Source organism: Paenibacillus sp. FSL H3-0286, from assembly GCF_045040705.1.
Lineage (GTDB): Bacteria > Bacillota > Bacilli > Paenibacillales > Paenibacillaceae > Paenibacillus_AQ > Paenibacillus_AQ odorifer.
On record NZ_CP150285.1, the window covers coordinates 4,929,930 to 4,953,698 of the forward strand.

The window sequence follows — 23,769 nt, forward strand, 5'->3', positions numbered from 1 at the left end:
AATTTTCAAAAAAAAGCATAAAAGCACCCGGCATTTATCATGCTGGGTGCTTTTGCAAAAAAATCTTAAATCACACTAATCTCCGATCACTCTGTCTTACCTCTACGTCTAAATACTCGGTTCATAACAAATCCTATGGTTATCAACCCTATTCCCGACAGATACAGAGGCAAAGGACTGTTCTCACCTGTCTTCGGCAGCTGAGGAGCACCCGAAGTGCTATTGTTCACCGTACCTTTTGGTACTTCTTCATCGTCGATATCAACTTCTCCTAATGGAATTTCTTCTTCGGTAATCTCTTGCTCAGGAGTTCCCTCATCGGTTGATGTCAGGGATCCTGGATCGGCCGCATTTCCAGGACCAGCAGGAACAGCTGGATCATTAATAATTACTTCGGGTACGGGCGAGCTTGTAGACGTGGGTACCACCGAACCTCCAGATGTGCTGCTTGTAGGGATGGGTGTAGGTGCAGCAGTCGCTTCTGGTGATGGAGAAACCGTCGGTGCTGGCGTTGTTGATGGTGCAGGTGTTACGATTGGTTCTGGTGTTGTTGTTGGAGCACCGGTTGGTTCTGGCGTTACCGTAGGCGTGGGCTCCACTGCTTTTTGATTCGTAATCACCAGTTGAATCGCTGACGAGGAACGAATCTCCACTGGATGCTCGGATGTATCGAGCACGTAACCATTTGGAGCTGCTGTCTCCACCAATACATAGTTACCCAGCCATATTTTATTAAATGTAGCTGTACCCTCTGCATCTGTAGTTAGACTGTTAATCAGTACACGTTCCGTGCCATTTAGTCGATACAATGCAAAAGTCGCATCACCAAGCGCCTTTAAATTATCTTCAGCATCTAACTTCTTAATATTGAGAGTGCCTCTTCCCCCGCTGCCTGTGCCAGAACCGTTGGAGACCCCGACAATAATTTCTTTAGAGGTTTCTTTACTTATTTCGCTGCCGTTAAAACCACTGAAATGTACAGTATTTATTACTTTGTCTCCAGTGTTAGCCACAATCAGGGATTGATATTCGAGAATGTAAGCCCTGCTGATTTCATAGGCAAAGCTTAACTCAAAAGATTGTTTTCCATCGGCATCCGTTGTGATAACAACGCTATAATCAATACCCTGAATCAGTTCAGGACCGCTTTTCGTGATATCTCCGTTCACAGCTACAGCCGTAGGATACAGATGGAATGAATTCTGCAGCAAAATTTGATTAGCACTAGGAGTATCTTTGATTAATGCATCCTTTATTGTGGACTGCCCCCGGTTAATTTGCAGGCTCCAGTCAATTTTATCCCCGTTTTGTGTACCGTCCTTCAGCACATAATCCTCTCCAAAAGGAATTTTTACGGAGGCGGTCAAATCTTTGGAAACCACTTTTGCTCCATCATAGAGATTAGCTTTATTATCAACAGTAGTGCCTATTATTTGCCCTTCAAGACTTGTATTAAATTCAATGTAGAAAGCGGAGTTAATCTTATCTGTAAAAATAACGTTTAATTCATTATCGCTATTTACGCTATAGCTATATTTATTAGGATTCACTTCTGTACCCTTGGTAGGGTCACCATTCTTTGCAATATTCATAGTGTAAACTTTTAGTGAACCAGGAACCAAGGTCTGGCCTGATTTTAAAATATCAACAAGCGCCGGAGCTTCGAGGGTTTTGCCGTTATAATTGGCGCCTATCGTCCAAGTAATTTTTTTAGTTGAAGCATCGTAGGCTCCCGCTTTAAATCCATTGCTTTTCGCCTCAGGTCTAGGAATGAATAACCCTTCTGCTTCTATCGTGCGTAAGGCTTCAGTAGTGTCCATCCAGTCTAACCGAACTTTGTTATTGAAATTTTCAGTTTTAGCCCAAATCCAATCCTTGTTAAATTCTGTAGTATAGCTAATCGTATAAAGACCAGATATCGGTGAATTAAACACTACCTTGAAGCCTTTATTAGGCTCGACAGGTGAGTTGTACACTAGATCATAGTTATTTGGATTTAAAACATTCCCATTCAGATTTCTAATCACCAGTGATTCTGGAATAAACTTTAGGCCGCCAAATGGGAAGGATTCGGTAACTGTAACATGGCTCATCGGGTAATTATCACTATTCAATGTGACCTTCCAGCCTAATGTTTTATTCTGATAATCTACGGTTGATAAAGTCTTATAAAGAATGGAAGACCGGATTAATCGGGTAGCCTGATCACTATACGTACTATCAGATACTGTATTAGTTATGGTGGCATCCTCAAACACGCGTTTTATCGCTTTTGTCTTATATTCGATTCGATATGGTGAAGTAACATCGTGTGCAAATTGCAATACAAACCCAGACTTATGAACGTCTGACGTGGAAACAACCGTGTAGTCAACATCCTTTGTCAAAACCTTGCCTAACGTTGCACCACCGGAAGAATCCAGCTGCACAGCATATACTTTTAGCGAATCGGCTACCAGTTCTTGAGAATCATCGAACAAATCTGTTAACACAGCGTTTCCTTGCGGGATGTTCTTTTCATTGTAGTTATATTCAATTGCCCAGGAAATGATCTGCTTGCCCCCATCATAGCTTGTGGAATACTTTTTCAAGCTTCCTCCACGTTCTACATTCACTGTGGCAGAGGAGCTGGCAGGCTCTTGCCCATCTCCTGAAAAAGTTGCAGTATTGGTGAAGCTTAGCTGATGGTCATTAGTAATCCCAGTGGAATATACAATACGGTAAGCCTCTTTAATCACAGGCTCCGTAAAACGGACAATCAGTGCCCCTCCGGAGAGCTCTGCAGAGTATTTGCTTGTATCGAGCAATGCTCCTTCCGTTACTGAACCATCCAATTGAATGCTCAGTTGATACACGCTCACAGTGACTGGAGTATTTAATGATAAGCCTGAAGGGATGGGGTCCGTCACAATGGCATTCCCCACGGCTTCCAAAGACTTATTGACATCAACAGTCCAAAATATTTGGTTCGCATTGAAACCTTCGGAAATACCTCTCTTCTCTATAGTCGATCCAACACTTGGTTTAAAATTAACTGTCACTGTCTGAATACCGCCGCTCACGGGAAATAAAATATTCTGAATAGTACTGCCCGAGATTTTCTGTTTATCGAATTTAGTATTTAACCGCAGCGTTCCCTGTACGTCATCATGTGTTTCTATGTAGTCATTAAAAGTCATTATCACTTCATGTGAAATTTGCCTCACTTCAAAGCTCCCTACATCTCCATCTTCAGAGACCAAGGGTCCGTTAAAATCATTAAATAGCTGGAACTGTTCTGGAAGCTGAAAAGTAAAAGTGTCACCTTGCTTGTAATTATGATTTTTAGGAAGAGACCAATTATAATCCAAGGTAACATTAGCATCTCGTTCGTATACGCTGTTCGTGACCGTGATTCCATCTGGCCCGTAAACAGCCATTGAAACACTGGTGATGATATTTCTTTCGTCATCAATCGCAGCCGCTTTTACTTGCGGAGCAAATCCGATGCCATAGGCATATTGGGCCACAAGCATCAAAATAATGACCATTACACTTATTTTTTTCTTAAACATGTTCCTGTTGCCTCCATTTTCTTGTTCTAATTGTTTTCCACCCCTGCATGTTCAAAAGCTTCATATGTAATTCCGCGCCCTACGCCCCATCTTATGTTAATATAATGAAAAGTCTTCCTTATGCGGTGGAGTTGACAGAACATATACATATATACCCATTTTATGGATATCTAGAATCAAGATTATTAAAATTCTCAAACTTTATTTTTGATGGATGTTTTCACGTTCAAAGGAGGTTCATCTATGCAGCTTTCATCTTTTTTTGATCGCCAGCACGCGGAGGATTTCATCATGTTCTCCTCTTCGCATTGGGTTGCGCTGTCTATCATTACGTTAAGTTGTCTACTGCTCTATGGTTTACGGTTTGAAATTCGTACAGATTCAAGACTTCGGCAAAGCGTGCGTTTGCTGCTAATCATTCTACTTGTAGTCTCAGAAGCCGGGCTGCAAATGTGGTACATCGCTCAGAACATCTGGCGCTCCAGCTCCTCATTACCATTCGAGCTCTGTGGAATCACTCTACTGCTGTCTATTATCATGTTAATTTCACGCAGTCGAACCCTTTATTCCTTTCTCTACTTTGCCGGGATCGGCGGAGCATTTATTGCGTTGCTCACCCCTAACCTAGTTTATCCGTTCCCTCATTTCCGCTTTCTCCTGTTTTTTATAGCTCATGGTTCTATTATTCTGGCGTCTCTTTACATGACCTGGATTGAGGGCTACAAGCCGACTTGGAGATCTTTACTCATCACCATGCTCGGCCTCAATATTGTGGCTGCGTGCATCTGGACTGCTAATTACTTCCTAGGCTCAAACTACATGTTCCTATCCCAGAAACCTAGTACCTATTCCGTATTGGATTATTTTGGACCTTATCCTTATTACCTGCTTGTTGAAGAGCTGTTTGCCTTCACTGTGTTTCTAGCTATGTATTTGATATTCTTCTGGCTGCCAGAGCGGCGCAATTCACGGCGTAGACAGGTTAGGCGGATTCTTTAACAACACAAAAAAGCCAGCCCCATTCGGAGACTGGCTTTTAACTATTAAATCTTAAGCTTCGATGATTTCTACCGAAGTCATTTTGTCGCGTCCTTTGAAAGCATCAACAAGATCCATACCTTCTACTACTTTACCAAACACAGTGTGTACTCCATCCAAGTGTGGTTGTGGAGCGTAGCAGATGTAGAACTGGCTTCCGCCTGTGTTCTTACCTGCATGTGCCATAGCAAGTGTTCCGCGTTCATGTTTGTTTGGGTTAATTTCGCAGTTGATTGTGTAACCTGGGCCGCCAGAGCCAGTTCCGTTAGGACATCCGCCTTGAGCAACGAAACCAGGGATAACACGGTGGAATGTCAATCCGTTGTAGAAACCTTCTTTTGCCAGCTTTTCAAAGTTGGCTACAGTGTTAGGTGCATCTTGATCGAACAAGTCCAGCAGCACTACGCCGCCATTTTCTAGAGTGATTTTCGCTTGCTTTGCCATATGTAAATGACCCCTTTCAAAATTAACAAATTTAGAATACCTCAATTATATTACTATGAAACCACGCACAAAGCAAAGCAAGCAGGAGACTTTCCTGCTTGCTCTATATGCTGCTCAACTTTACCCACCTTACAGCAGCAGGCTATTACTTAGCAACAACTGTCTGTTTGGCGATACGCTCTGGTACAATATCGTTGGCAATAAGATCCGTATAGCTTTCACGACGCACTACAAGATCGCTTTGTCCGTTCTGTACGAATACTAAAGCCGGACGGCGAAGACGGTTATAGTTGCTGGCCATGGAGTAATTATACGCACCTGTGCAGGCTACAGCCAACAAATCTCCGCTTTCAGCCTTCGGCAGCTCTACATCCCAGATCAACATATCTCCGCTCTCGCAGCATTTACCAGCGATGGAGACAGTCTCAGTTGCGTCTTCGTTAGCACGGTTAGCAAGCAATGCCTCGTATTTAGACTGATACAAAGCAGGGCGTGGATTGTCGGTCATTCCACCATCAACAGCAACGTACTTACGCACGCCAGGAATGTCCTTGTTGGATCCTACAGTGTACAATGTAGTACCTGCATCTCCAACAATACTACGGCCCGGCTCCACCCAAATTTCCGGCAAAGCACTATAAATTCCAACAAAATGAGTCTTCACTGCATCCGTAATCGCTGCAACATATTCAGAAACATGTAATGGGGTATCTCCCTCGATATAACGAATCCCGAAACCTCCACCAAGATTGACTACACGGAAGTCCACTTCCAAGCCTTCTTTAACACTGCGGGCAAAAGTTGCCACACGCTCAACAGCTAGCTGGAAACCATCGGTTTCAAAGATCTGCGAACCAATATGGGAATGCACACCAAGCAGCGTGATATTCTTTTTGCTGACTGCTGCTTTCACTGCTTCATAGGCCGATCCATTACCGATATCAAAGCCGAATTTGGAATCTGTCTGGCCCGTTGCGGTATATTCATGAGTATGCGCTTCTACACCTGGTGTCACCCGCAATAAGATGTTTACATTAACTTCTTTGCGTGCAGCAATGGACTGCAAAAGGTTAAGCTCTACCAAATTATCGACTACAAAGCAGCCGATTTTGGCATCAATCGCCATTTCGATCTCTTCAGATGTCTTATTGTTGCCATGAAAATGAATACGTTCTGCCGGGAAGCCAGCTTGCAAAGCTGTATATAGTTCGCCGTCGGATACAACATCCAGTGACAAACCTTCTTCATCAGCCAAACGAACCATTGCCATTACTGAAAATGCCTTGCTTGCGTAAGCTACTTGGAAACCAAGGCCGGAGGCTTTAAAAGCATCCATATATTCCCGGCAACGTTGTCTAACCAATTGCTCGTCCAATATATATAGCGGGGTTCCATATTCCGCTTTCAATTCAGTTACATCACATCCGCCGATCTCCAAATGCCCAGCATCGTTAATGCGGCTAGTACCGTGTAGAAACATTCTTTAGTCCTCCAATTTCTGTGGAATATCAAGGTTCCACCCTGTCTTAGTGTATTCAGTATAACAGACAGTGGGAACTCCATTGAATGGACTAATTTGCAGTAGTTTTGTATTTTCCTACGATTGTTACTCATTCTCTTGAGATGGCGGCATTCTGGTATTGTCTCTGGTTTTGTTAAAAGACGGCCTTTCCTTCGAACTTAAGACCGGTTTACGCAATAGAATTTCACTCATTGCCTTTGCATTAAAGGGTATAAACGGCCACATATATGAGGAGTTATAGGACCGATGAGTGGTTAAGAAGATAGTCAGTAACGTCGTGCCAATCATAAAGCCTGGTACCTGGAACGCCGCTACGGAAATTAATAACACAAGCCTGACTATACGGTTCGCCAGACCCAGCTCATAACTCGGAGTCGCGAACATACCGATTGAGGCTACCGCCATATACAGTACTACTTCGTTTACAAACAGACCACTCTGCACCGCTATATCACCAATCAATATGGCTGCAATCAGACCCATCGCTGAGCCTAAAGGTGTTGGAGTATGCACGGCGGCCATCCGCAGTAAATCAACCCCAAGCTCTACAATCAGAAACTGAGCGAGAATAGGAATTCTCGCTGTCTTTTGCGGCCCGATAAAATCCAGCATAGCAGGCTTTAACTCAGGATGGATAACAAGCAGCATCCATAACGGGAGCAGGAACATGGAAGCGAAGATGCCGATGAAACGGACCCACCGCAGATATGTCCCCATAAAAGGAGTCTGGCGATTCTCCTCCGCATGCTGGCAAAGATCAAAAAAGGTAGTCGGAAGAACAATTACAATGGGCGAGGTATCCACGAATAATATGACCCGTCCCTCTAATAAATTGGAGGCTACAACGTCAGGGCGTTCAGAATAACGCACCATAGGATAAGGGTTCCACCCTCCGCCGATAATCGCTTCTTCCAATTGCTTATCCGCCAGTGGAATACCATCGATATCGATGCTGTTGATTTTATCGATGACTGACGTTACTTGCGTTTTATCAACGATATCATCGATGTAAGCCACGCAGACATCTGTCCGTGTCCGCCGTCCCACTTGAAACATTTCAAGCTTCAGCCCCGGATCACGTATCCGTCTTCTTACAAGTGAAATATTACTAAGCAGGGTTTCTGTAAAACCATCGCGCGCACCACGCACCACCCGATCAATCGAGGGTTCATCAGGACTTCGCATGGGGTAAGATCGAGTATCCATTAGGATAACTTTGTTCTCACCCTCAATAAATAGTGCGCTCATTCCTTTTAATACTTTATCGAAACATTCGCTTAATACACTACCCTCTTCAACTTGAATATGAGGGATGTATTCGTTCATAAAGCTACCTAATACACCTGCGGACAAATTTTCTGAAGAAAGGTAGGTTAGTCGTTTCAGAATTTCATCCGTCACATCTTCGTTGGTGAATCCGCTTAAGCAGAGTAAAGCTGTCTTATGTCCCCCAAAGGACATTTCTCTAAACGTCACATCAAAACTTGTTCCCAGCCCCATCACTTCGGTCAGCGTGTTTTTTGTTTCTTGTAGAGAACCTGGGATATGATCATTGCCTTGCCAATAAATAACGGATTCCTTTAATGAGTTAGAATGCTCACTATCGCGTTTGTTTTGTAGCTTATCTTTACTTTTGTTCTGAGACTGCTGCTGCGCCTGCTTCTTTGAAGGCTTCGGTTGAGCTTGAGACTCCTCCCCAGTACCAGCATCGTTACCTGTTCCGCCTGCTGCCTGAGCATTCTGATCCTGTGCCTCATCATCTGATTCTGAATCCTCTGAATCCATACCAAATAACCTGGCAAAAAAACCTTTACTCGGCTCATTTGGCTCCTGATTGCCGAGCTCATCCGATGCTTCTGCATCCTGCTGCTCTGTTCCCTGCTCCGCAGTCACTTCCCCATCCTGCTGCCCTGTTCCCTGCTCCGCAGTGGCATCTGCATCCTGCTGCTCTGTTCCCTGCTCCGCAGTCGCTTGTGCATCCTGCTGCTCTGTTCCCTGCTCCGCAGTCACTTCTGCATCTTGCTGTTCTGTTCCCTGCTCCGCAGTCACTTCTGCATCCTGCTGCTCAGTGCCTAATTCGGCTGATGCCTCTGCATCCTGCTGGTCCTGGCTAGTTTCAGATGTTGTAGAATTTTCCGCTGAATCTTCACTTTCACCGATAGCTGAAGCGCCCTCAGGTTCTGTGTGATCTGCAACTAGATCCTCTGCAGTTGTCTTCATTGCTGCAGCAGCTGCAGCATTATCTTCCAGATGGTCATCTTCCGGTGCAGAATCACCGCTGTGAATAAACTTGCTCATTTCCTAACCCCCTGTTTACTGTCGGTATACAAACCAGTCGAACAAAGAACCCGCGACCTTCCCACTCACCATCGCCATTAACAGACCGAATAGATAATGTGTCATATTTAAGCGTTTAGCGAGTATCGGCAGCACATTTAATACCTCGGTCAATGCTGCAGCGAGCATCCCGACAAAAATCCCATCAAATAGTCCTACACCAAGTTCAACTAGAGGACCTGAGGTAATTTTCCAATTCCAAAAATCACTAACAGTACCTACTAAAGATCCACCTACCATCGCGCCTTCATACCAATGAACTTTATCGTAAGAAGAGGTTAATTGCGCCAGACGCGGCACCATATCCAGCACAACAAATAGAGCGATCACTCCACCGCCTACAGCAATACCACCCGCAATGCCCAGCAGCAAATTTAGTCCCAGTGCTATGGGTGCCGTCATCTTCAGTCCTCCGTATTCTCAGATTGGTTTTCACTGCGGCGCCTCATCTTGCTGTATTCCTCATTGATGACATATTGGTCGATGTTCTTCTGATACAGATACATTTCCACTTCCAGCGGAGTAGGCTCCTCATTCCACTTCTTTTTAAATAAATGGTTGAAAAAAATGACCATCCCAAACCCGATGCCCAGAGAATAAGCAATCTGAAATATATAGGGATGCTCATCCCGATGACCCGTTAGCATCTCCACAATTCGAATTTGTACCTCCAGCATATTTACATCAGCATGAAAGTTCATAATCGTCAGAGCAGACCCAAAGAAAAGCAGCAGCCACACTAAAACAAACATCGCCACCGAAGGTTTCCGTCGCTCCACCTGACTCTCAATCTGCACAATCGTCCTCCCTTCACCGATCGGTTCAATGTCCGCATTCGGTATAAGTTCATATATCCGGGGGATAACCATCAACAGATCAATCAAAATCAGATTGCCGTCACTTTGCTCCGGCTTCATTAAGAGAATTGTCTCCAACGACTCTTTCAGCTCAGGCTCCGCTATCAAAAAAGCAATATCACCCAACGTGACACCTTTACCTTTGGGAACCATCACCCGATTTTTAAGCTGTATATAGATGGTGGGAGCAGAATGTTGTTTCATCCGCATTCCTCCTAAAGGTTATGGTGAAGCTCAGGTCCAAGATAACGGTAGTATGGGAGTAAAGCCTTATTTTTACTCTTGCTGCTCTGAATCAATTTCTTGAAATACTGAAATGTTGCTTGTTTATAGGTATCAGGAAAGGCTAACCCTTCTTCTGGAAATTAAAAAGAAGACAGCTCAAGGTAATTACCTTAAGCTGTCTTCTTGTTTCAATCCTAAATACGTCAGAATTCGAGCGAATCCAATTTCCCTCCCGCAAAATCAAACAGGGTCAGATTGGACCATCCATTCTCATGTCCCACGGACCATTCCTTTTGCGAAGGAACCCAGGCTGGCTCCCAATAATAAAACCCGATACCTTTATCGTTAGGTATATTCTCAATTACACTAATAAAATCTTTCATATACTTAGTCTGTCCCTCTACTGTAGCCGGATAACCTTCATGCAGCTGCTTTTCCTCACTTACTATTAAGGGGAAACCTTCAGGTGCATTCAGCGTCCAAGGATAAGCTGTTTCAACAACAATAATATCCTTATTGTACCGCACCGCCAATTCATTCAGGTTAGATCGCAAGTCATCCAGCGTGCCGTGCCACCAAGAATAAAAAGATAATCCGATCACATCAAAATTTACGCCATGCTCGAAAAACCGATCATAAAAGTTACGGCTGGCTGGATGATCAGCACCACGGTCAATATGGATCATGATGGACAAATCAGAAGCAACAGCTTTTGCGCCCGCTATTCCTGCTTGAACCAGTGTAATGAACTGTTCCCATTGGTCCGTAGTATCCCACTCTCCATCCACCTTGCCTTCATTCCATAACATGCCTGGAGTAATCTCATTACCGATCTGCACCATGTCGGGCATAGTGCCTTGAGATTGCAAAAGCTCAAGAACCTCACGAGTATACTCATACACGGCTGATGTTAAACCCGTAAAATCAAGGTTCTCCCAAGCTTTTGGCTTCGATTGATTAGCAGGATCTGCCCATTTATCCGAATAATGAAAATCCAGCAGAAAGTTAAGCCCTGCTTCTTTAATTCGCTTAGCCATAATCAGCGTACGTTCTAGATTGCAGAAGCCGCCCGGAGGATCATTCCAAATCCGCAGCCGGATGGCATTCACGCCATTGTCTTTCAGAATGTAGAGCAAATCCTCAGCGTTCTCAACGGACTCTACAGCACCGCTGTAATACGCTCCTCCACCCTGCTCAATTTCATCCAGAAACGAGATATCCATTCCATTGATAAATGTGGTTGTCATCATTGCTACTCCTTTACAGAACCAAGTGTCATCCCTTTAACAAAATATTTTTGCAGGAAAGGATATACGATCAAAATTGGAGCGGCTCCGATAAATATTTGCGCGGCTCTCACCGTCGTCTGCGAGATCAGCTCCATTTCCTTTGGATTGATGCTCATGGAGCTCATATCCCGTTGAATGATAACCGTCTGCAGGAATGTCGCCAGTGGAAATTGCTTGGAATTATTCAAATACAATAGTCCATCGAACCAGGAGTTCCAATGGAATACCATGCTGAACAAGGCAATCGTAGCGATCGACGGCAGAGAAATCGGCAAGTAAATACTGAACAACGTACGGAAATGTCCGGCTCCGTCTATTAGCGAAGCCTCCTCCAGATCTTTTGGAATACCACGGAAGAAGTTCAGCATCAGAATCACCAAGAACGTATTTACCGCACCTGGAAGAACAAGTACCCAGAAGGAATCCATCAAACCAATCTTTTGAATCACAATGTAAAATGGAATCAATCCACCGTTGAACACCATACTGAAAACGAACAACCAAGAGTAAACATTACGGCCCTTGAAGGCTGAGTTTTCTTTGGACAACGGATAGGCTGCCAAAAAAGTAATTAAAAGTGTAAGTCCAGTCCCGAGTATGGTTCTTTGTACAGATACCCAGATGGAGTGTAGAAAGATCGGATTGTTTATTGTCTTTTTATAAGCTTCCAGAGAGAATTGCTTTGGCCATAACCCTACCAAATTGGCATCCGCTGCCGACTTCGCGCTAAAGGATACAGCCAGCACATGAATCAAAGGTACAATACACATCAGTGCGAGCAGGATTAGAAAGCAAGTATTAAACACGTTGAATATACGATAACCTCTTGTTTTGTAATACATAAGTTGTCTCCCTCTTCCTTTGGTAGATTAGAAAATGCGATATCCTGCCCACTTCTTAGCCAAACTGTACGAGACGAGAATTAGGATCATACTAATGGCCGACTTAAACAGTCCGATTGCCGTACCAAAGCCCATCTCACCATTCAGAATAGCCGTGCGGTACACGAAGGTATCAATAATATCGCCTTTCTGATAGACCAGTGGATTGTAGAGGTTAAAAATCTGGTCAAACCCTGCGTTCAATACATTTCCGAGAGCCAAGGTACCTACCACCACAACCATTGGCAATAGAGATGGCATTGTGATAAAACGTGTCTGCTTCCAGCGGTTAGCGCCGTCTATTTCAGCAGCTTCATATAATGATGGATTGATTCCTGCTAGAGCAGCTAAGAAAACGATCGTATTATAACCAAATTCCTTCCACACATCTGTGAGAATAACTGTGAACCGGAACCAGTTGTTATCCCCTAAGAAAAAGATTGGTTTGAAGCCCATGCTGCCTAAGATCTGATTGACAAAACCATCTGTAGCAAGCAAATCCAGCAAGATCCCGCCGAGAATAACCCAAGATAAAAAGTGAGGCAAGTATACCAGTGTCTGAATAGTACGCTGTATGTATACCTTGCGAATCTCATTTAACAAAATGGCGAATACAAACGGTACAGCCAGATTGAAAATCATTTTTAGAACAGCAATAATCAATGTATTCCAAATGACCTGCATACTGTCATTACGTTCAAATAGATAACGGAAATTGTCCAATCCAACCCATGCCGAGCCTGAAATTTTAAGCCATGGCTTATAATCCTGAAATGCCATCACAATTCCGCCCATTGGAATAAAGCTGAAGATGATCAGGAATATCATCGCCGGCAATAACATCAAGTGAAAAGGCCATGTTTTTTTTAGTGTTCTCATCCTTGGTCCCCCATATCGTGTCAAGTTCTTCTGTAACCATACTCAAATTATAGCAACGCCCGAATTCCTCAAATAGCGGGCAAAACCAATATATATGGTACAAAAGCAATCTCTTTATCACATTGAAAAAAGAGGACTTCAAACGCAAACAGGGACCCTCCCTAAAGCCTAATGCTACGGCTGAAGAGACGGTCCCGTTTACTCCTTTTTACCTAGTCAAACTAAATCCAAACCTTATTTTACGCTGTCATACCATTCGTTAACTTCTTTAGTGATTTGATCGCCACCACCTGATTTCCAGGTTGCTACAAAGGAATCAAATGCATCCAGCGGTTTGTTGCCATAGATAATTTCATTAAACGTTTGGTTCTCAATTTTGTTCAGATAGTCCATCTTCGATTTCATAGTTTCGGTCGTAGGACCTGTGAACATATTCTTAAAGGATTTATCCTCTTGCGCCAGCAGAACTTTGGCAGCCGCAGGGGTATCTTTACCATAATTCACAGCTACGTCCTTCTCCAGACGGGTTGTTGGCTCTGCGCCATCTGCCAGGTTAAGGAGTGCTTTCATTTGGGCATCCGGGATCCGGGCACCGTCACGAACCAGCATATAACGAACACTATTCACATAACCGCCAGCAATTTTATCATTTTCGATCATCTTGCCGTTCGCGTCTAGCTCATAGTCATATCCTGCAAAAAGACCGTTATCCAGTTCACTGCCTGGCGTTGGATTAGCAAAGTTATCGAACAGATAGTTTTGATAAGTAAAGAAGGCTTCTGGATTTTTCATTTTCGTGCTGATCAAAGTTACACCGTTAGTGAATTGTGTGCCATGACGCATAACCTTTCCATCTGGACCCGCTGGAATTTCAATTGGAGCCCATACTGCATCTGGAGAGTTCTTCACGGTATCCTGAAGCGGCCAGCCGCTCATCCAGTAAGGACCCGGGAGAATACCTGCTGTACCTGCAACTGCTGGTTCGGCAGTTTTGTTCTCATCCCAAAGAGCTGCTTCCTGAGGAATATAACCTTTCGCCAACCATTCCTTCAGTTTTTCGAGCCCTTGCTTCATCCCAGCATTTACCGAGCCGTATTCTAGTTTACCATCAGCATCTAGATTCCATTGCTGTGGCAAGGTTCCGTAAGCACCAAAGATCCAAGATGGATCGCCCATCCAAGTGTTCATCGTTGTTTTGAAGCCGATACTAAGTGGAGTTACCTTGTCTGGTGCCAAACCATCAGGGTTCTGATTCTTGAACGCATCCATCACTTTTTCCAGCTCATCGATCGTCTTAGGGGCTTGCATATTCAGCTTATCCAGCCAATCTTGGCGGATCCACAGAATGTAATCATGGTTATATGCATAATCGAGAACAGGCAGGCCCATTCTTTTGCCATCACGGCTGTATTGGTTCCAAACGTTAGGATCCTGTGCCATCGCTTCTTTCCAAGTATCTGAAGCATATTTATCAAACAAAGTTCCTACATCTGCATACATGCCGGAATCGATCAAATCCTGTGCAATCGTGTTGTCGGCTGTACCGATGGTTACCACATCAGGCATATCCTGACCTGAAGACATGGATAAACGCAGCTTCGTACCAAATGCACCGTTCGTATCTGTGATGGACCAAAGGGACTTAATGTTGATTCCGAATTTTTCTTTAGCCCATTTTGTAGCCACGTTATTCTCAATGCTTTCACCGTTTTTGAATTTAAGCTCAGGGTCCACGCCCCATGCGGTTGTAAATGTCACCTCAGGATCGTATTTATCCTTGTAGGCGTTTTCAGAATTGGAAGCTGTATTTGCAGTCGCTTCACCAGCTGCTTTATCTCCAGCAGTGTCTTTACTGTTAGCAGCGTTATTGCCTGAACAGCCCGCAAGGCTACCCGCCAAAAGCATGCTCATGCATAGGAGCGGCAGCCATCTTTTTCTCTTCATCGCGCTCATTTTGTTCCCCCTTGGATTCCATAAGTGTTGGTTACATTTTAATTATAGGGAACGACGCTGAGCCCGAATACGTCATTTAAACAAGGTTTCTGCACCTTTCTCAACCTCTATCCGTCCCGGAATTCATTTGGTGTCATATTGTAGTGTTTTTTGAACATCTTACTGAAATATTGCGGATTCTGATATCCAAGCTCAGAGGTAATTTCATAGATTTTTTTATTCGTATTTTTAAGCAGATAAAGTGCCCGTTCCATCCGCATCCGAATAATATAGTCCCCAAGTCCTTCCCCAGTCTCAGCTTTATAAATCTTGGACAAGTAAACTGGATGCAAATATACATGATCGGCAATGGTTTTGACGGACAGCTCATGCCCCGAATGGTTTCCTACCAGCTCATGCACCTGCTTGATAATATAACTTTTCGTATTCTGATCGCTTTCGGATAGCTCCTTCTGAAGCTTATCGAGCATATCAAACGCCCAATCTTTAAGCTTATCAAAAGAAACAATAATACTCTGCGTCAACAACGGATCTAAAGCGTATTGGTCGATCTTGGAGATGAACTGACCACTCTTATGCGCTATATACATAAATGCATTCGTTATCGATAGAAAGACCTCATACAGATGTTCACTGGAAAACCGTGCATTCTCCATATCCCGGAACACGTCAGCAATTTTTTGCCTTGCTGTATCCCATTGTTTAGATTCCAGCAGATGAATGAGTGTAGGTGGACGATAAAGACATTCGAGCGATTTGATGCTGATCGTCTCCTGATGCTGGCGGTCATCCAAAAACAGCACGGAGCTGGATTCATCATGTGCTGCCAAATACATCGAGCTAAGACCGCTTCTATAGGCAGCCGTCATCCCCTCCGGAAAGGTGAACCACTCCGTTACAATCAGTGAAATCTCACCCTTGAGGTAATTGCTTACACTAATTCGGAAATTCGCGATCACCGCTTTTAGGATTTGCTGCCTTGCAGCTTCATAGTTAGCCATTTGCTCCAATTCCTGCTGTACTGCCGGCTTTAATTCAACAAGCAGAATCAAGCAATCATGCGGCGCTTTGCAGAACCAGACATGGAACTGTTCCTTAAAAAGCTCCTCGGCAATGTTGCCGATCGCATATTCCATAAGAGAGACCGAATGATGATCCATTGCGGCATAATGTTTACCCAGCTGAATCAGCAGCATCGCCGCTTCAGCATCCGGCTGGAAGGAGATTTCATATTCCTTCAGCTTAATGGCTAGCGTCCGCTCAGACAGCACCCTGCCGAGAAGCAATTCGTGCATCAGATTAGCCCGCAAAACACTGTAATCGGCTTTGCGATTATACAGCAGCAAATGATATCTATCATGAGCTTCCCATTCGTCTTTCAAAGATTCAATCGCACTGGATACGCTTTTGATAAACTCATCATCACTTACCGGCTTCAAAATATAATCAAATGCCTGCAGTTGAATAGCTTTTTTCGCATATTGAAAATCGGAATAACCTGTCAATAAAATGGACCGAATATTTGGCCATTTCTCGCTCACGGCTTCAATTAATTGCAGGCCAGTCATTCCTGGCATTGAAATATCCGTAACCATAATATCTATAGCCTGCTGTTCCATAATTTGCAGAGCTTCAGCACCCGATGCCGCTTGATGCACCTGCTTTACCCCGATTTCAGCCCATGGAATAGTACGGGCTAAACTTTCCGTAACATAGGGCTCATCATCAACTAACAACAGCTCTATCATTCTTTCCCCTCCTAGATGTCATTCCATTTCATTGTCTGTGTAGGGCAGCAACCACTGCAGTGTCACCTGTAATCCTCCAAGCGGAGAAGGCGAGATGCGCAAGCCAGACGTCTCCCCAAAACGCAGCCGCATTCTCTGATGCACATTCCATAAACCGCAGCCCATTTCTTCATCCATCGCCCTGCTTAGTTTATTTTCCAGTTCTATAATTTCCTCTGGCGTCATGCCCTGACCATCATCTTCAACCGTAAGCGTCATTTCTCTGCCTGCACAGGAACCCGTAATCCGCACCAGTCCCTCTTTGGCGACGGGCTCAATTCCATGTATAACCGCATTCTCCACCAAAGGCTGCAGCACGAGCGGCGGAAGCTCTCTTTTGCGCATTTGCGGTGGGATATTGATCTCATAACGAAGTCTGCTCATCCTCATCTTCTGGATCTCCAGATAATGATTCACAAATTCCACCTCTTCAGACAGCGCAACCAAATCACGTTCCTGACGAGTGGTGTATCTGTAATATCGGGACAAATTATGCGACATCCCAACGACTGCCCCCATATTATCGAGCTTCGCCATACTTGTAATAAAAGAGAAGCAATTATAGAAAAAATGTGGATTTATCTGTGATTGAAGCTGCTTTAAGCGGGCTTCGCGAACATGGATTTTCTCCATCAGCACATTCTCGATCAGCATCTGAATCTGTTCTACCATACTGTTAAACCGGCCGGACAGGAAGCTGAATTCATTCTTCCCTTTAATCTCCACTCGCGCAGAATAATCCCCTTGCTTCAACCGTTGAAAGCCTCCAACCAATAACCTTATAGGCACCTGCACTTGAACATATAATAGATAGGCTACGAGACAGCTCATTAACAACAAAGCACTGATCGCAAAATAAAATAAACGATTAGAGGTCAGGATCGGATGTAGGATTTCAGTCAGCGGCATATAGTCGATCAAATACCAGCCCATTTTGTCCGAATAGACGATATTTACACTGTAGGATTCACCTTCTATTTTGACCGTGCGATTCTCACTAGGCTTCAGCTGGGTCTCTTCCAGCCTGTCTACCAATTCTTTAGCTAACACCTTGTCGGCACTGCGGTTAAAAATAAGTCCTGTTCCCTGCTTATAATAAAAAGGATCTCTTCTGCCATCACTTTTGAATTTATCCAGCATATCTTCTATGTTCCGGCTGTCGAACTCTACCTTCATAACCGTTTTGACTTTTTCCGGAGCGAATTCTGACATAAAGGGTGTAAAGGAGAACCACGAGAATACGAAGCGATCACCCTCCTGCCCTTCGATTTTCTCCACATGCCAGCCCGACTTCATTTCCCGCTTCAGATCCTCATCTTCGTATAACTTCGCATCATTTTCGGACACCATACGATGAATGGACGGGGAGTATAGATACAGCTTACTCTTCCAATTGGAGGAGCTTTCTTGAATGCTGATTTTGGTCTGAATCCGTTTGATCAGGTTTATCGTATCCAGATTCAAACGCCCTTTTTCCAGATAAGTATCCTTAAGGCTGAGGATATCAGGATCATGGATCAGCAGAATCGGCCACGAGGATAATAACTCCATATTACTTTCTACCTGATTCTGAAAAAAACTAAGCTGATTATTATTCGAAGTATTTAACTCCGTACGCAGCACATCCGTGGTCGTTTTATTGGAATAGAAGTAAAGGATGGTTATCGGGATCAGCATAATGACCATGATACTCACGATTTTGGTAAATAAATTATATCTATACACGTTCCTTCACTCTCCGGCTCAAATGTCATAGCCCCTATTGTACAAACAATCCCTACTTGCGAAAAGATAAATATCTAAAAAATGTGGTAAAGACAGGCCCTAACTGCCTTTTCGAGCACAGTTATTGCCTGTCTGCCTATTATTGCTGCAAAAGATTGAGTATGATGTAAGCCGCTTCAGCGCGTGTTGTATGGGCTTGCGGGCGGAAATTGCCATCTTCGAATCCATTGATAATCCCAGCCTGCGCAAGCGCTGTTATCCCTTCACTGGCATACAACGAGATCAGGTCTTTATCTTTAAAAGAAATAACGTTCACATCTTTCTGACCGTTCACTTTCTCCGCCAACTTAAGCGCACGGTATGAAATAGCTGCCATTTCTTCACGGGACAATTTATCATTCGGGCCAAAAGTGCCATCCGCATGTCCTTGTACAACACCCAATTTCCCAGCAGTATTCACAGCAGAGCTATACCACGCATCAAGGTTCACATCTTTAAAACTACCTGTCCCTCTTTCTGCATTTAGCTCCAGCGCGGGCAGCAGCATGCTGACAAATTCAGCACGTGTAACCTCCCCTTGCGGATTAAAGATCCCGTTTCCTATTCCTTGCACGATCCCTTTAGCCGTCAAGGATTCAATCGCTAACGTGGCCCAATCTGCTGCTTTTAAATCTGTGTACCCCACCTCTGCGTACCCCGCAGCATAAATGCTGAAATGACTTGGATTAAACACAATCTGTTCCGCGGTTGGGTTGTACCGCACAGCTTTGATAACTTCGTGTTTTCCATCAGCAAGTATCGAATAAACAGCAATCCGCTGGCTCTGCTCCCCGAGCTTCAGCTTGTAGTGGAAGGCTACCGATATTGCTCCTTTTTTGAAAACATCGATAGAAGTCCCGTCTACTGACACATGGATGTTATAGGCCGGGTAGTCTTTTGCTCCAGTTGCCAATGGTGAAGGCAAGGTTGGCGTAGCTACCTGAACCAGTGAGAGCGTTAGTTCCTTAGCTCCCGTCTTAATAATTCCTGCACTAGCTTCCGTAGAAACCGTAACAGAGGCCGTCCCATATACAATTACTATTTGAGGATGTTTGCCCTGCTCTAGTATAGAACTCAACGGAAGATGAACGACTGCTCCCTTAAGCTCTCCCGTCGATGGCAGAACAGAAATAACCAGTTTTCCATCCGCCGGAAGCGTCGACAGCGCCTTATTGATATCCTCTATACTTAGCGTGATCTCAGCTATGCCGGAAATTCCTGCTTGTGCCTTCACCTGAAGTTGTCCTGCCGCTGTATGTTCGACCACTGCTTTATTTGCTGAATTTACAACGCTTGAATCTCTGACGGTGATGATAGGATCAGGATTAACCCCTGTTCCGGGTTCTTCACCAGTGCCAGGATTCCCTCCCGTTCCGGGTTCCTCACCAGTGCCGGGATTTCCTCCCGTTCCGGGTTCTTCACCAGTGCCGGGATTTCCTCCCGTTCCGGGTTCCTCGCCAGTGCCGGGATTCCCTCCCGTTCCGGGTTCCTCGCCAGTGCCAGGATTCCCTCCCGTTCCGGGTTCCCCGCCAGTGCCAGGATTCCCTCCCGTTCCGGGTTCCTCTTCGCCCCCCTCACCGGCCACCGGGGTTTTGAAGACATTTAATGAAGAGAGTGCATTCCCTGCAAAATCGAACATTGCCTGATTCTCCCAAGCATTTCCTTCGCCTACCTTCCAGCCTACACCTTGCACTGGAATCCAAGCTGGTTCCCAATAGAACAAGCCTGTTCCTTTACCATCGGGTACTTTGGACAATACATTCATTACTGTTTTGACCTCAGCCATTTGACCTGCAACCGTAGCTGGGAAGCCACTGCCGTCTAGCTGATCTTGGCGGGCGATGTTATTCTCAAAATTGTCGCCGTCCTCCAGCGTGTAAGGATACGCGGTTTCCGTCACAATCACTTCTTTACCATATCGTTTAGAGATATCGTCCAAGTTAAACTGCAGGCTATCCATCGTTCCGCTCCAATACGGATAAAAGGACGCGCCGATCACATCATAATCAAGATTCCGCTGCGTTAATTCGTCAAAGAACCAACGAAACATATCATTTTTGCCACCTTCAGCAAGATGGATCATAATTTTGATATCCTGACCTGCACCCTCGCTGTCTCTAACTCCCTTCACTCCGCTCTCCAGAAGCGGAACAACCTTCTCAAAAGCATTCTCTTGATCATAGGATTTGCCGTCAGGCCATAACAAGCCCCCATTAATCTCATTTCCGATTTGGACCATATCGGGTGAAGCTCCCTTTTCCTTTAGCTCATCCATAACATCTTTGGTATAGTCATATACCGCTTGCTTCAATTCATCATAGGAGTAATCCGCCCATGCTCCCGGCTTGTTTTGCTTTCCGGGATCAGCCCAGAAATCAGAGTAGTGGAAATCAAGCAACAGCTTAAAGCCTTTGGCTTTGACACGCTGCGCCATTTCCACAACATGCTCACGGTCATTATAGCCGCCAGCTTCCTGAGGATCATTCCATAAACGCAGCCGAATGTAATTTACACCCCGGCTTTTAAGAATATCCAGCAAATCCTTTTCTACTCCATTGTCGTAATACTTTCCACCGGCATCCTCAATCGCTTCCAGTGTGGAAATGTCCGCACCTTTTATGAACCCGGATTGCAGCACAAGCGGAGTAACCTGAATATCAGCTGTGGGTTGTAGGTCTGTCCCTGCAACTTTCCCCATTACGCTGTAAGTTCCTTCAACCGCGTACTCCGCTTCAGTAAGGTCATCCCAGGTTACAGGCAGCTGTTTGCTTGACCCATCTTCGTATATAGCCGTTACCGCTGATGGCAATAAAGCAGGCACATCCGTAATTGTGCTGACATTTATACTCTCAAATCCAACAATAGGCGTGCTGCTGTCACCTACTACTGTTACCTTCGCCACTGCCTTCTGCACAGTACCTGAGATAGAACCGCTTACTGTAAAGGTTCCGGGACGGGAATACTCTGCTGGAGGGATCACATCCCAAGCAACCTGAGCATCCTCCGTGTCAGAATTGCTATATACCACAGTTACAACACTTGGAAGCTCAGGGGCTTGCCCAATTTCCGTGTCCAACCGTACTGGCAGTACAGTTTGTATTTCACCCTGTGCCGGCTCATGCGGCGCGCTGGCTGCGGAAACACCCCAGACCTTCAGATCATTAATGGCTGCCCATTTTCCGCCGTTGATGCCGGTCAGGTTGACCCTTACATAAGAAACATTCCGCAGCTTAAAAGCATTGTACTGAGTTTGCTCTACACTGCTGCTCTGACTTTTGTCCACAACTGTTGTCCATACCTTATGATCACGTGATACTTCAATCGTATATTGATTAATGTAACTCCATGCATTCCAGATGACGGTTGCACCTGACAAATCATATGCACCTTGCAGATCTACTTCCAGCCAATGAGGAAAGCTCCCGTCATTCGCCGTCCAATGTGTGTTCCATTCATCGGAATCTACTGCGTTACCCGCTTCATATCCTGCAAGCTCACTATCGGATATAGCAGGCTTTCCTAGGGCAATATTCTCATCTCCTGCCGCTTGAGCAGACTGCCCAAACGTAAAAGGGGAAATAAGAAAGGTCAGAATCATAAATAATACAAATGATTTCTTCAATGTCTGCTTCCTCCTAAATAATTTAATCATGGATTATGTACTCAGCAGCACAGTCATTTTGTGCACTTCCTAATTGTAAACGCTTTATTAACTCTGCTATATGTTACGTTAGAAACATTTCAGCAGTTTTTGCAGTCGATTTGATCTAAGCAAGGAGTAAAATCACATACAAAAAAAAGATGATCCGAAAGCCATACGGCTTCGAATCATCTTTATATAGGTAGAACCATTCCACTTCAATCTGCTCAGAGCGTTTGTGGTTTGGACTGTTGATTAGATAAAAAGAATAAAGCGACCCAGATCAAGGCAAATCCGAGAATCTGCGGGATAGTGACCAGCTGTTGGAACACAATCCAGTTGATGATTACTCCCGTCATAGGAAAGCTGAGTTCAGCCAATGTGGCGAAGGAAGCTTTGGTCGTGCTAAGTCCTTTGTAATACAACAACATACTAAGAAGTCCTGGCAGCAAAGCTTGCAGCAATAGATTAACCGCAATAGCTGCCGATGCACCAAACCCGCCATGAATCTGCCACGGGGCACCTTCTAGCGTAGTGATAACGAAAAGTAAAGGAAGCGCAAGGATAAACCGCAGCGAAGTCACTGTCTCATATTTCATAGAACCGAGCAGATAACGTCCCATGACTGTCGATCCCCCCCACAGTGCAGCTGCTCCCAAGGCCATCAGACTGCTAACCCCAATAAAGTTATTCACATGTCCGAAAGGGATACTCCAGCCAAAGGTCAGCAGATAGGTTCCTACCAGCGCCAACACAATGAGTGGTCCGAAATTTTTTGGCAAACGTTCTTTAAGAATTAAAGCAGCGAGACCGATAGCGAATATTGGCTGAAGCTTTTGCAGTAACAGCACTGCATTCAAATCCCCACTGGAAAGTGCCATCGTAAATAGGATCGTCGCCCCGGCAGAGCCTCCCCATGAAACAATCAATAAAGCACCAATCTGGCGAAATCCAATTCCTTTAAGCTCCGCCCGGTGACGCCAAAGAACAGGTGAAGCAGCCAAGAAAAGCACCACATGCTCCAGAAGAACAATTTGCGATGAGGTTAAGGATTTTAACAGGATGATACGAAAGAGCGGATCAACGCCCCATAATGCTGCACCAATCACAACGAGCCAAAATCCACTGCGTAGCGCTGATGTACTGCCAACCTTAGTTGATGATGAAGCTGTAACATTACTCATAATTTCCTTCTCCTTGTCGATACAAACCCTCGATAAGAGACCAAAAACCCCCGAATTACCAAATAGGTAAACTCGGGGGCATTATCAATAAAGACGTACAAGGATAGACTCCTAGCGTCTTTATCTTATGATCCTCTCCCATCCGGACTTTACCGTCGGCTCTGGATTTACACCAGATCAGTCACTTCTCTGCAAGCAGAACAAGTGAGTCGCGGGCTCAGTTCGCTTTGAACATTACCGCCGGTCGGGAATTTCACCCTACCCCGAGAATCTTGTATTCCGTTGTTTTTTTCACAATCTCAGAATAAACCTCTTCAAGCCATTCGTCCAGTACTTTATGAAAATGTACACATTACTTTCATGTTTCGCAGCATTTTATTACATGTTTGTTCGTAATTGTTCTACTGCTTCATCC

Annotated in this window: 15 protein-coding genes and 1 riboswitch; of the genes, 1 reads left to right on the plus strand and 14 read right to left on the minus strand. The window is 44.7% G+C overall.

The window, feature by feature from the left end:
* Nucleotides 1–86 precede the first annotated feature (86 nt).
* Nucleotides 87–3,554 carry a collagen binding domain-containing protein gene (locus tag MHB37_RS22280; RefSeq protein ID WP_405168551.1) on the minus strand — a complete coding sequence of 1,156 codons (3,468 nt, stop codon included), beginning with the start codon at nt 3,552–3,554 and terminating at the stop codon, nt 87–89.
* Between the two features lie 243 nt (nt 3,555–3,797).
* Between MHB37_RS22280 and MHB37_RS22285 the strand changes: the two genes are divergently transcribed.
* The gene (locus MHB37_RS22285) at nt 3,798–4,553 is read left to right on the plus strand and encodes a TIGR02206 family membrane protein (RefSeq protein WP_076192242.1); all 756 of its coding nucleotides are present in this window, start codon (nt 3,798–3,800) and stop codon (nt 4,551–4,553) included.
* Nucleotides 4,554–4,604: 51 nt separating this feature from the next.
* Here the strand turns inward: MHB37_RS22285 and MHB37_RS22290 are convergent, their stop codons facing one another.
* The 13 genes from MHB37_RS22290 to MHB37_RS22350 form a co-directional block, all read right to left on the minus strand.
* On the minus strand, nt 4,605–5,036 hold the full coding sequence (locus MHB37_RS22290; protein ID WP_036676135.1) for a peptidylprolyl isomerase: 432 nt from the start codon (nt 5,034–5,036) through the stop codon (nt 4,605–4,607).
* 145 nt (nt 5,037–5,181) lie between these two features.
* Nucleotides 5,182–6,516: a diaminopimelate decarboxylase gene (gene lysA, locus MHB37_RS22295; RefSeq protein ID WP_340394241.1), complete on the minus strand. Its 1,335-nt coding sequence runs from the start codon at nt 6,514–6,516 to the stop codon at nt 5,182–5,184.
* Between the two features lie 126 nt (nt 6,517–6,642).
* A complete protein-coding gene (locus tag MHB37_RS22300; RefSeq protein ID WP_076302799.1) occupies nt 6,643–8,343 on the minus strand; it encodes a spore germination protein in 1,701 nt (566 codons plus the stop codon).
* Nucleotides 8,344–8,871: 528 nt separating this feature from the next.
* Nucleotides 8,872–9,297 (minus strand): stage V sporulation protein AB, encoded by a 426-nt coding sequence (locus MHB37_RS22305; RefSeq protein WP_036676132.1) that lies wholly within the window; start codon nt 9,295–9,297, stop codon nt 8,872–8,874.
* A gap of 2 nt (nt 9,298–9,299) precedes the next feature.
* Nucleotides 9,300–9,956 (minus strand): stage V sporulation protein AA, encoded by a 657-nt coding sequence (locus tag MHB37_RS22310; RefSeq protein ID WP_036676129.1) that lies wholly within the window; start codon nt 9,954–9,956, stop codon nt 9,300–9,302.
* A gap of 224 nt (nt 9,957–10,180) precedes the next feature.
* A complete protein-coding gene (locus MHB37_RS22315; protein WP_405168552.1) occupies nt 10,181–11,227 on the minus strand; it encodes an arabinogalactan endo-beta-1,4-galactanase in 1,047 nt (348 codons plus the stop codon).
* A 2-nt stretch (nt 11,228–11,229) separates the two neighbouring features.
* Complete coding sequence (locus MHB37_RS22320) at nt 11,230–12,108, minus strand: carbohydrate ABC transporter permease (RefSeq protein WP_036676128.1); 879 nt, start codon at nt 12,106–12,108, stop codon at nt 11,230–11,232.
* Between the two features lie 27 nt (nt 12,109–12,135).
* On the minus strand, nt 12,136–13,026 hold the full coding sequence (locus MHB37_RS22325; RefSeq protein WP_036676126.1) for a sugar ABC transporter permease: 891 nt from the start codon (nt 13,024–13,026) through the stop codon (nt 12,136–12,138).
* Nucleotides 13,027–13,260: 234 nt separating this feature from the next.
* Nucleotides 13,261–14,979 carry an extracellular solute-binding protein gene (locus MHB37_RS22330; RefSeq protein ID WP_076127426.1) on the minus strand — a complete coding sequence of 573 codons (1,719 nt, stop codon included), beginning with the start codon at nt 14,977–14,979 and terminating at the stop codon, nt 13,261–13,263.
* 107 nt (nt 14,980–15,086) lie between these two features.
* Nucleotides 15,087–16,727 carry a response regulator gene (locus tag MHB37_RS22335; protein ID WP_076127424.1) on the minus strand — a complete coding sequence of 547 codons (1,641 nt, stop codon included), beginning with the start codon at nt 16,725–16,727 and terminating at the stop codon, nt 15,087–15,089.
* A gap of 18 nt (nt 16,728–16,745) precedes the next feature.
* A complete protein-coding gene (locus MHB37_RS22340; RefSeq protein ID WP_312148610.1) occupies nt 16,746–18,491 on the minus strand; it encodes a histidine kinase in 1,746 nt (581 codons plus the stop codon).
* A gap of 139 nt (nt 18,492–18,630) precedes the next feature.
* Complete coding sequence (locus tag MHB37_RS22345) at nt 18,631–22,152, minus strand: glycosyl hydrolase 53 family protein (protein WP_405168553.1); 3,522 nt, start codon at nt 22,150–22,152, stop codon at nt 18,631–18,633.
* A gap of 245 nt (nt 22,153–22,397) precedes the next feature.
* Nucleotides 22,398–23,354, minus strand: coding sequence for a DMT family transporter (locus tag MHB37_RS22350; protein WP_076104422.1), 957 nt, complete (start codon nt 23,352–23,354; stop codon nt 22,398–22,400).
* A gap of 126 nt (nt 23,355–23,480) precedes the next feature.
* A riboswitch (FMN riboswitch) is annotated at nt 23,481–23,629 on the minus strand.
* Between the last annotated feature and the right edge of the window lie 140 nt (nt 23,630–23,769).

What these genes read in the sequence shown, in the direction of transcription:
- MHB37_RS22300 (WP_076302799.1), bottom strand. Translation starts at nt 8,343, where the DNA reads ATGGATTCAGAGGATTCAGAATCAGATGATGAGGCACAGGATCAGAAT.
- MHB37_RS22305 (WP_036676132.1), bottom strand. Translation starts at nt 9,297, where the DNA reads ATGACGGCACCCATAGCACTGGGACTAAATTTGCTGCTGGGCATTGCG.
- MHB37_RS22285 (WP_076192242.1), top strand. Translation starts at nt 3,798, where the DNA reads ATGCAGCTTTCATCTTTTTTTGATCGCCAGCACGCGGAGGATTTCATC.
- MHB37_RS22280 (WP_405168551.1), bottom strand. Translation starts at nt 3,554, where the DNA reads ATGTTTAAGAAAAAAATAAGTGTAATGGTCATTATTTTGATGCTTGTG.
- MHB37_RS22350 (WP_076104422.1), bottom strand. Translation starts at nt 23,354, where the DNA reads ATGAGTAATGTTACAGCTTCATCATCAACTAAGGTTGGCAGTACATCA.
- MHB37_RS22290 (WP_036676135.1), bottom strand. Translation starts at nt 5,036, where the DNA reads ATGGCAAAGCAAGCGAAAATCACTCTAGAAAATGGCGGCGTAGTGCTG.
- MHB37_RS22330 (WP_076127426.1), bottom strand. Translation starts at nt 14,979, where the DNA reads ATGAGCGCGATGAAGAGAAAAAGATGGCTGCCGCTCCTATGCATGAGC.
- MHB37_RS22325 (WP_036676126.1), bottom strand. Translation starts at nt 13,026, where the DNA reads ATGAGAACACTAAAAAAAACATGGCCTTTTCACTTGATGTTATTGCCG.
- MHB37_RS22335 (WP_076127424.1), bottom strand. Translation starts at nt 16,727, where the DNA reads ATGATAGAGCTGTTGTTAGTTGATGATGAGCCCTATGTTACGGAAAGT.
- MHB37_RS22310 (WP_036676129.1), bottom strand. Translation starts at nt 9,956, where the DNA reads ATGAAACAACATTCTGCTCCCACCATCTATATACAGCTTAAAAATCGG.
- MHB37_RS22320 (WP_036676128.1), bottom strand. Translation starts at nt 12,108, where the DNA reads ATGTATTACAAAACAAGAGGTTATCGTATATTCAACGTGTTTAATACT.
- lysA (WP_340394241.1), bottom strand. Translation starts at nt 6,516, where the DNA reads ATGTTTCTACACGGTACTAGCCGCATTAACGATGCTGGGCATTTGGAG.
- MHB37_RS22315 (WP_405168552.1), bottom strand. Translation starts at nt 11,227, where the DNA reads ATGATGACAACCACATTTATCAATGGAATGGATATCTCGTTTCTGGAT.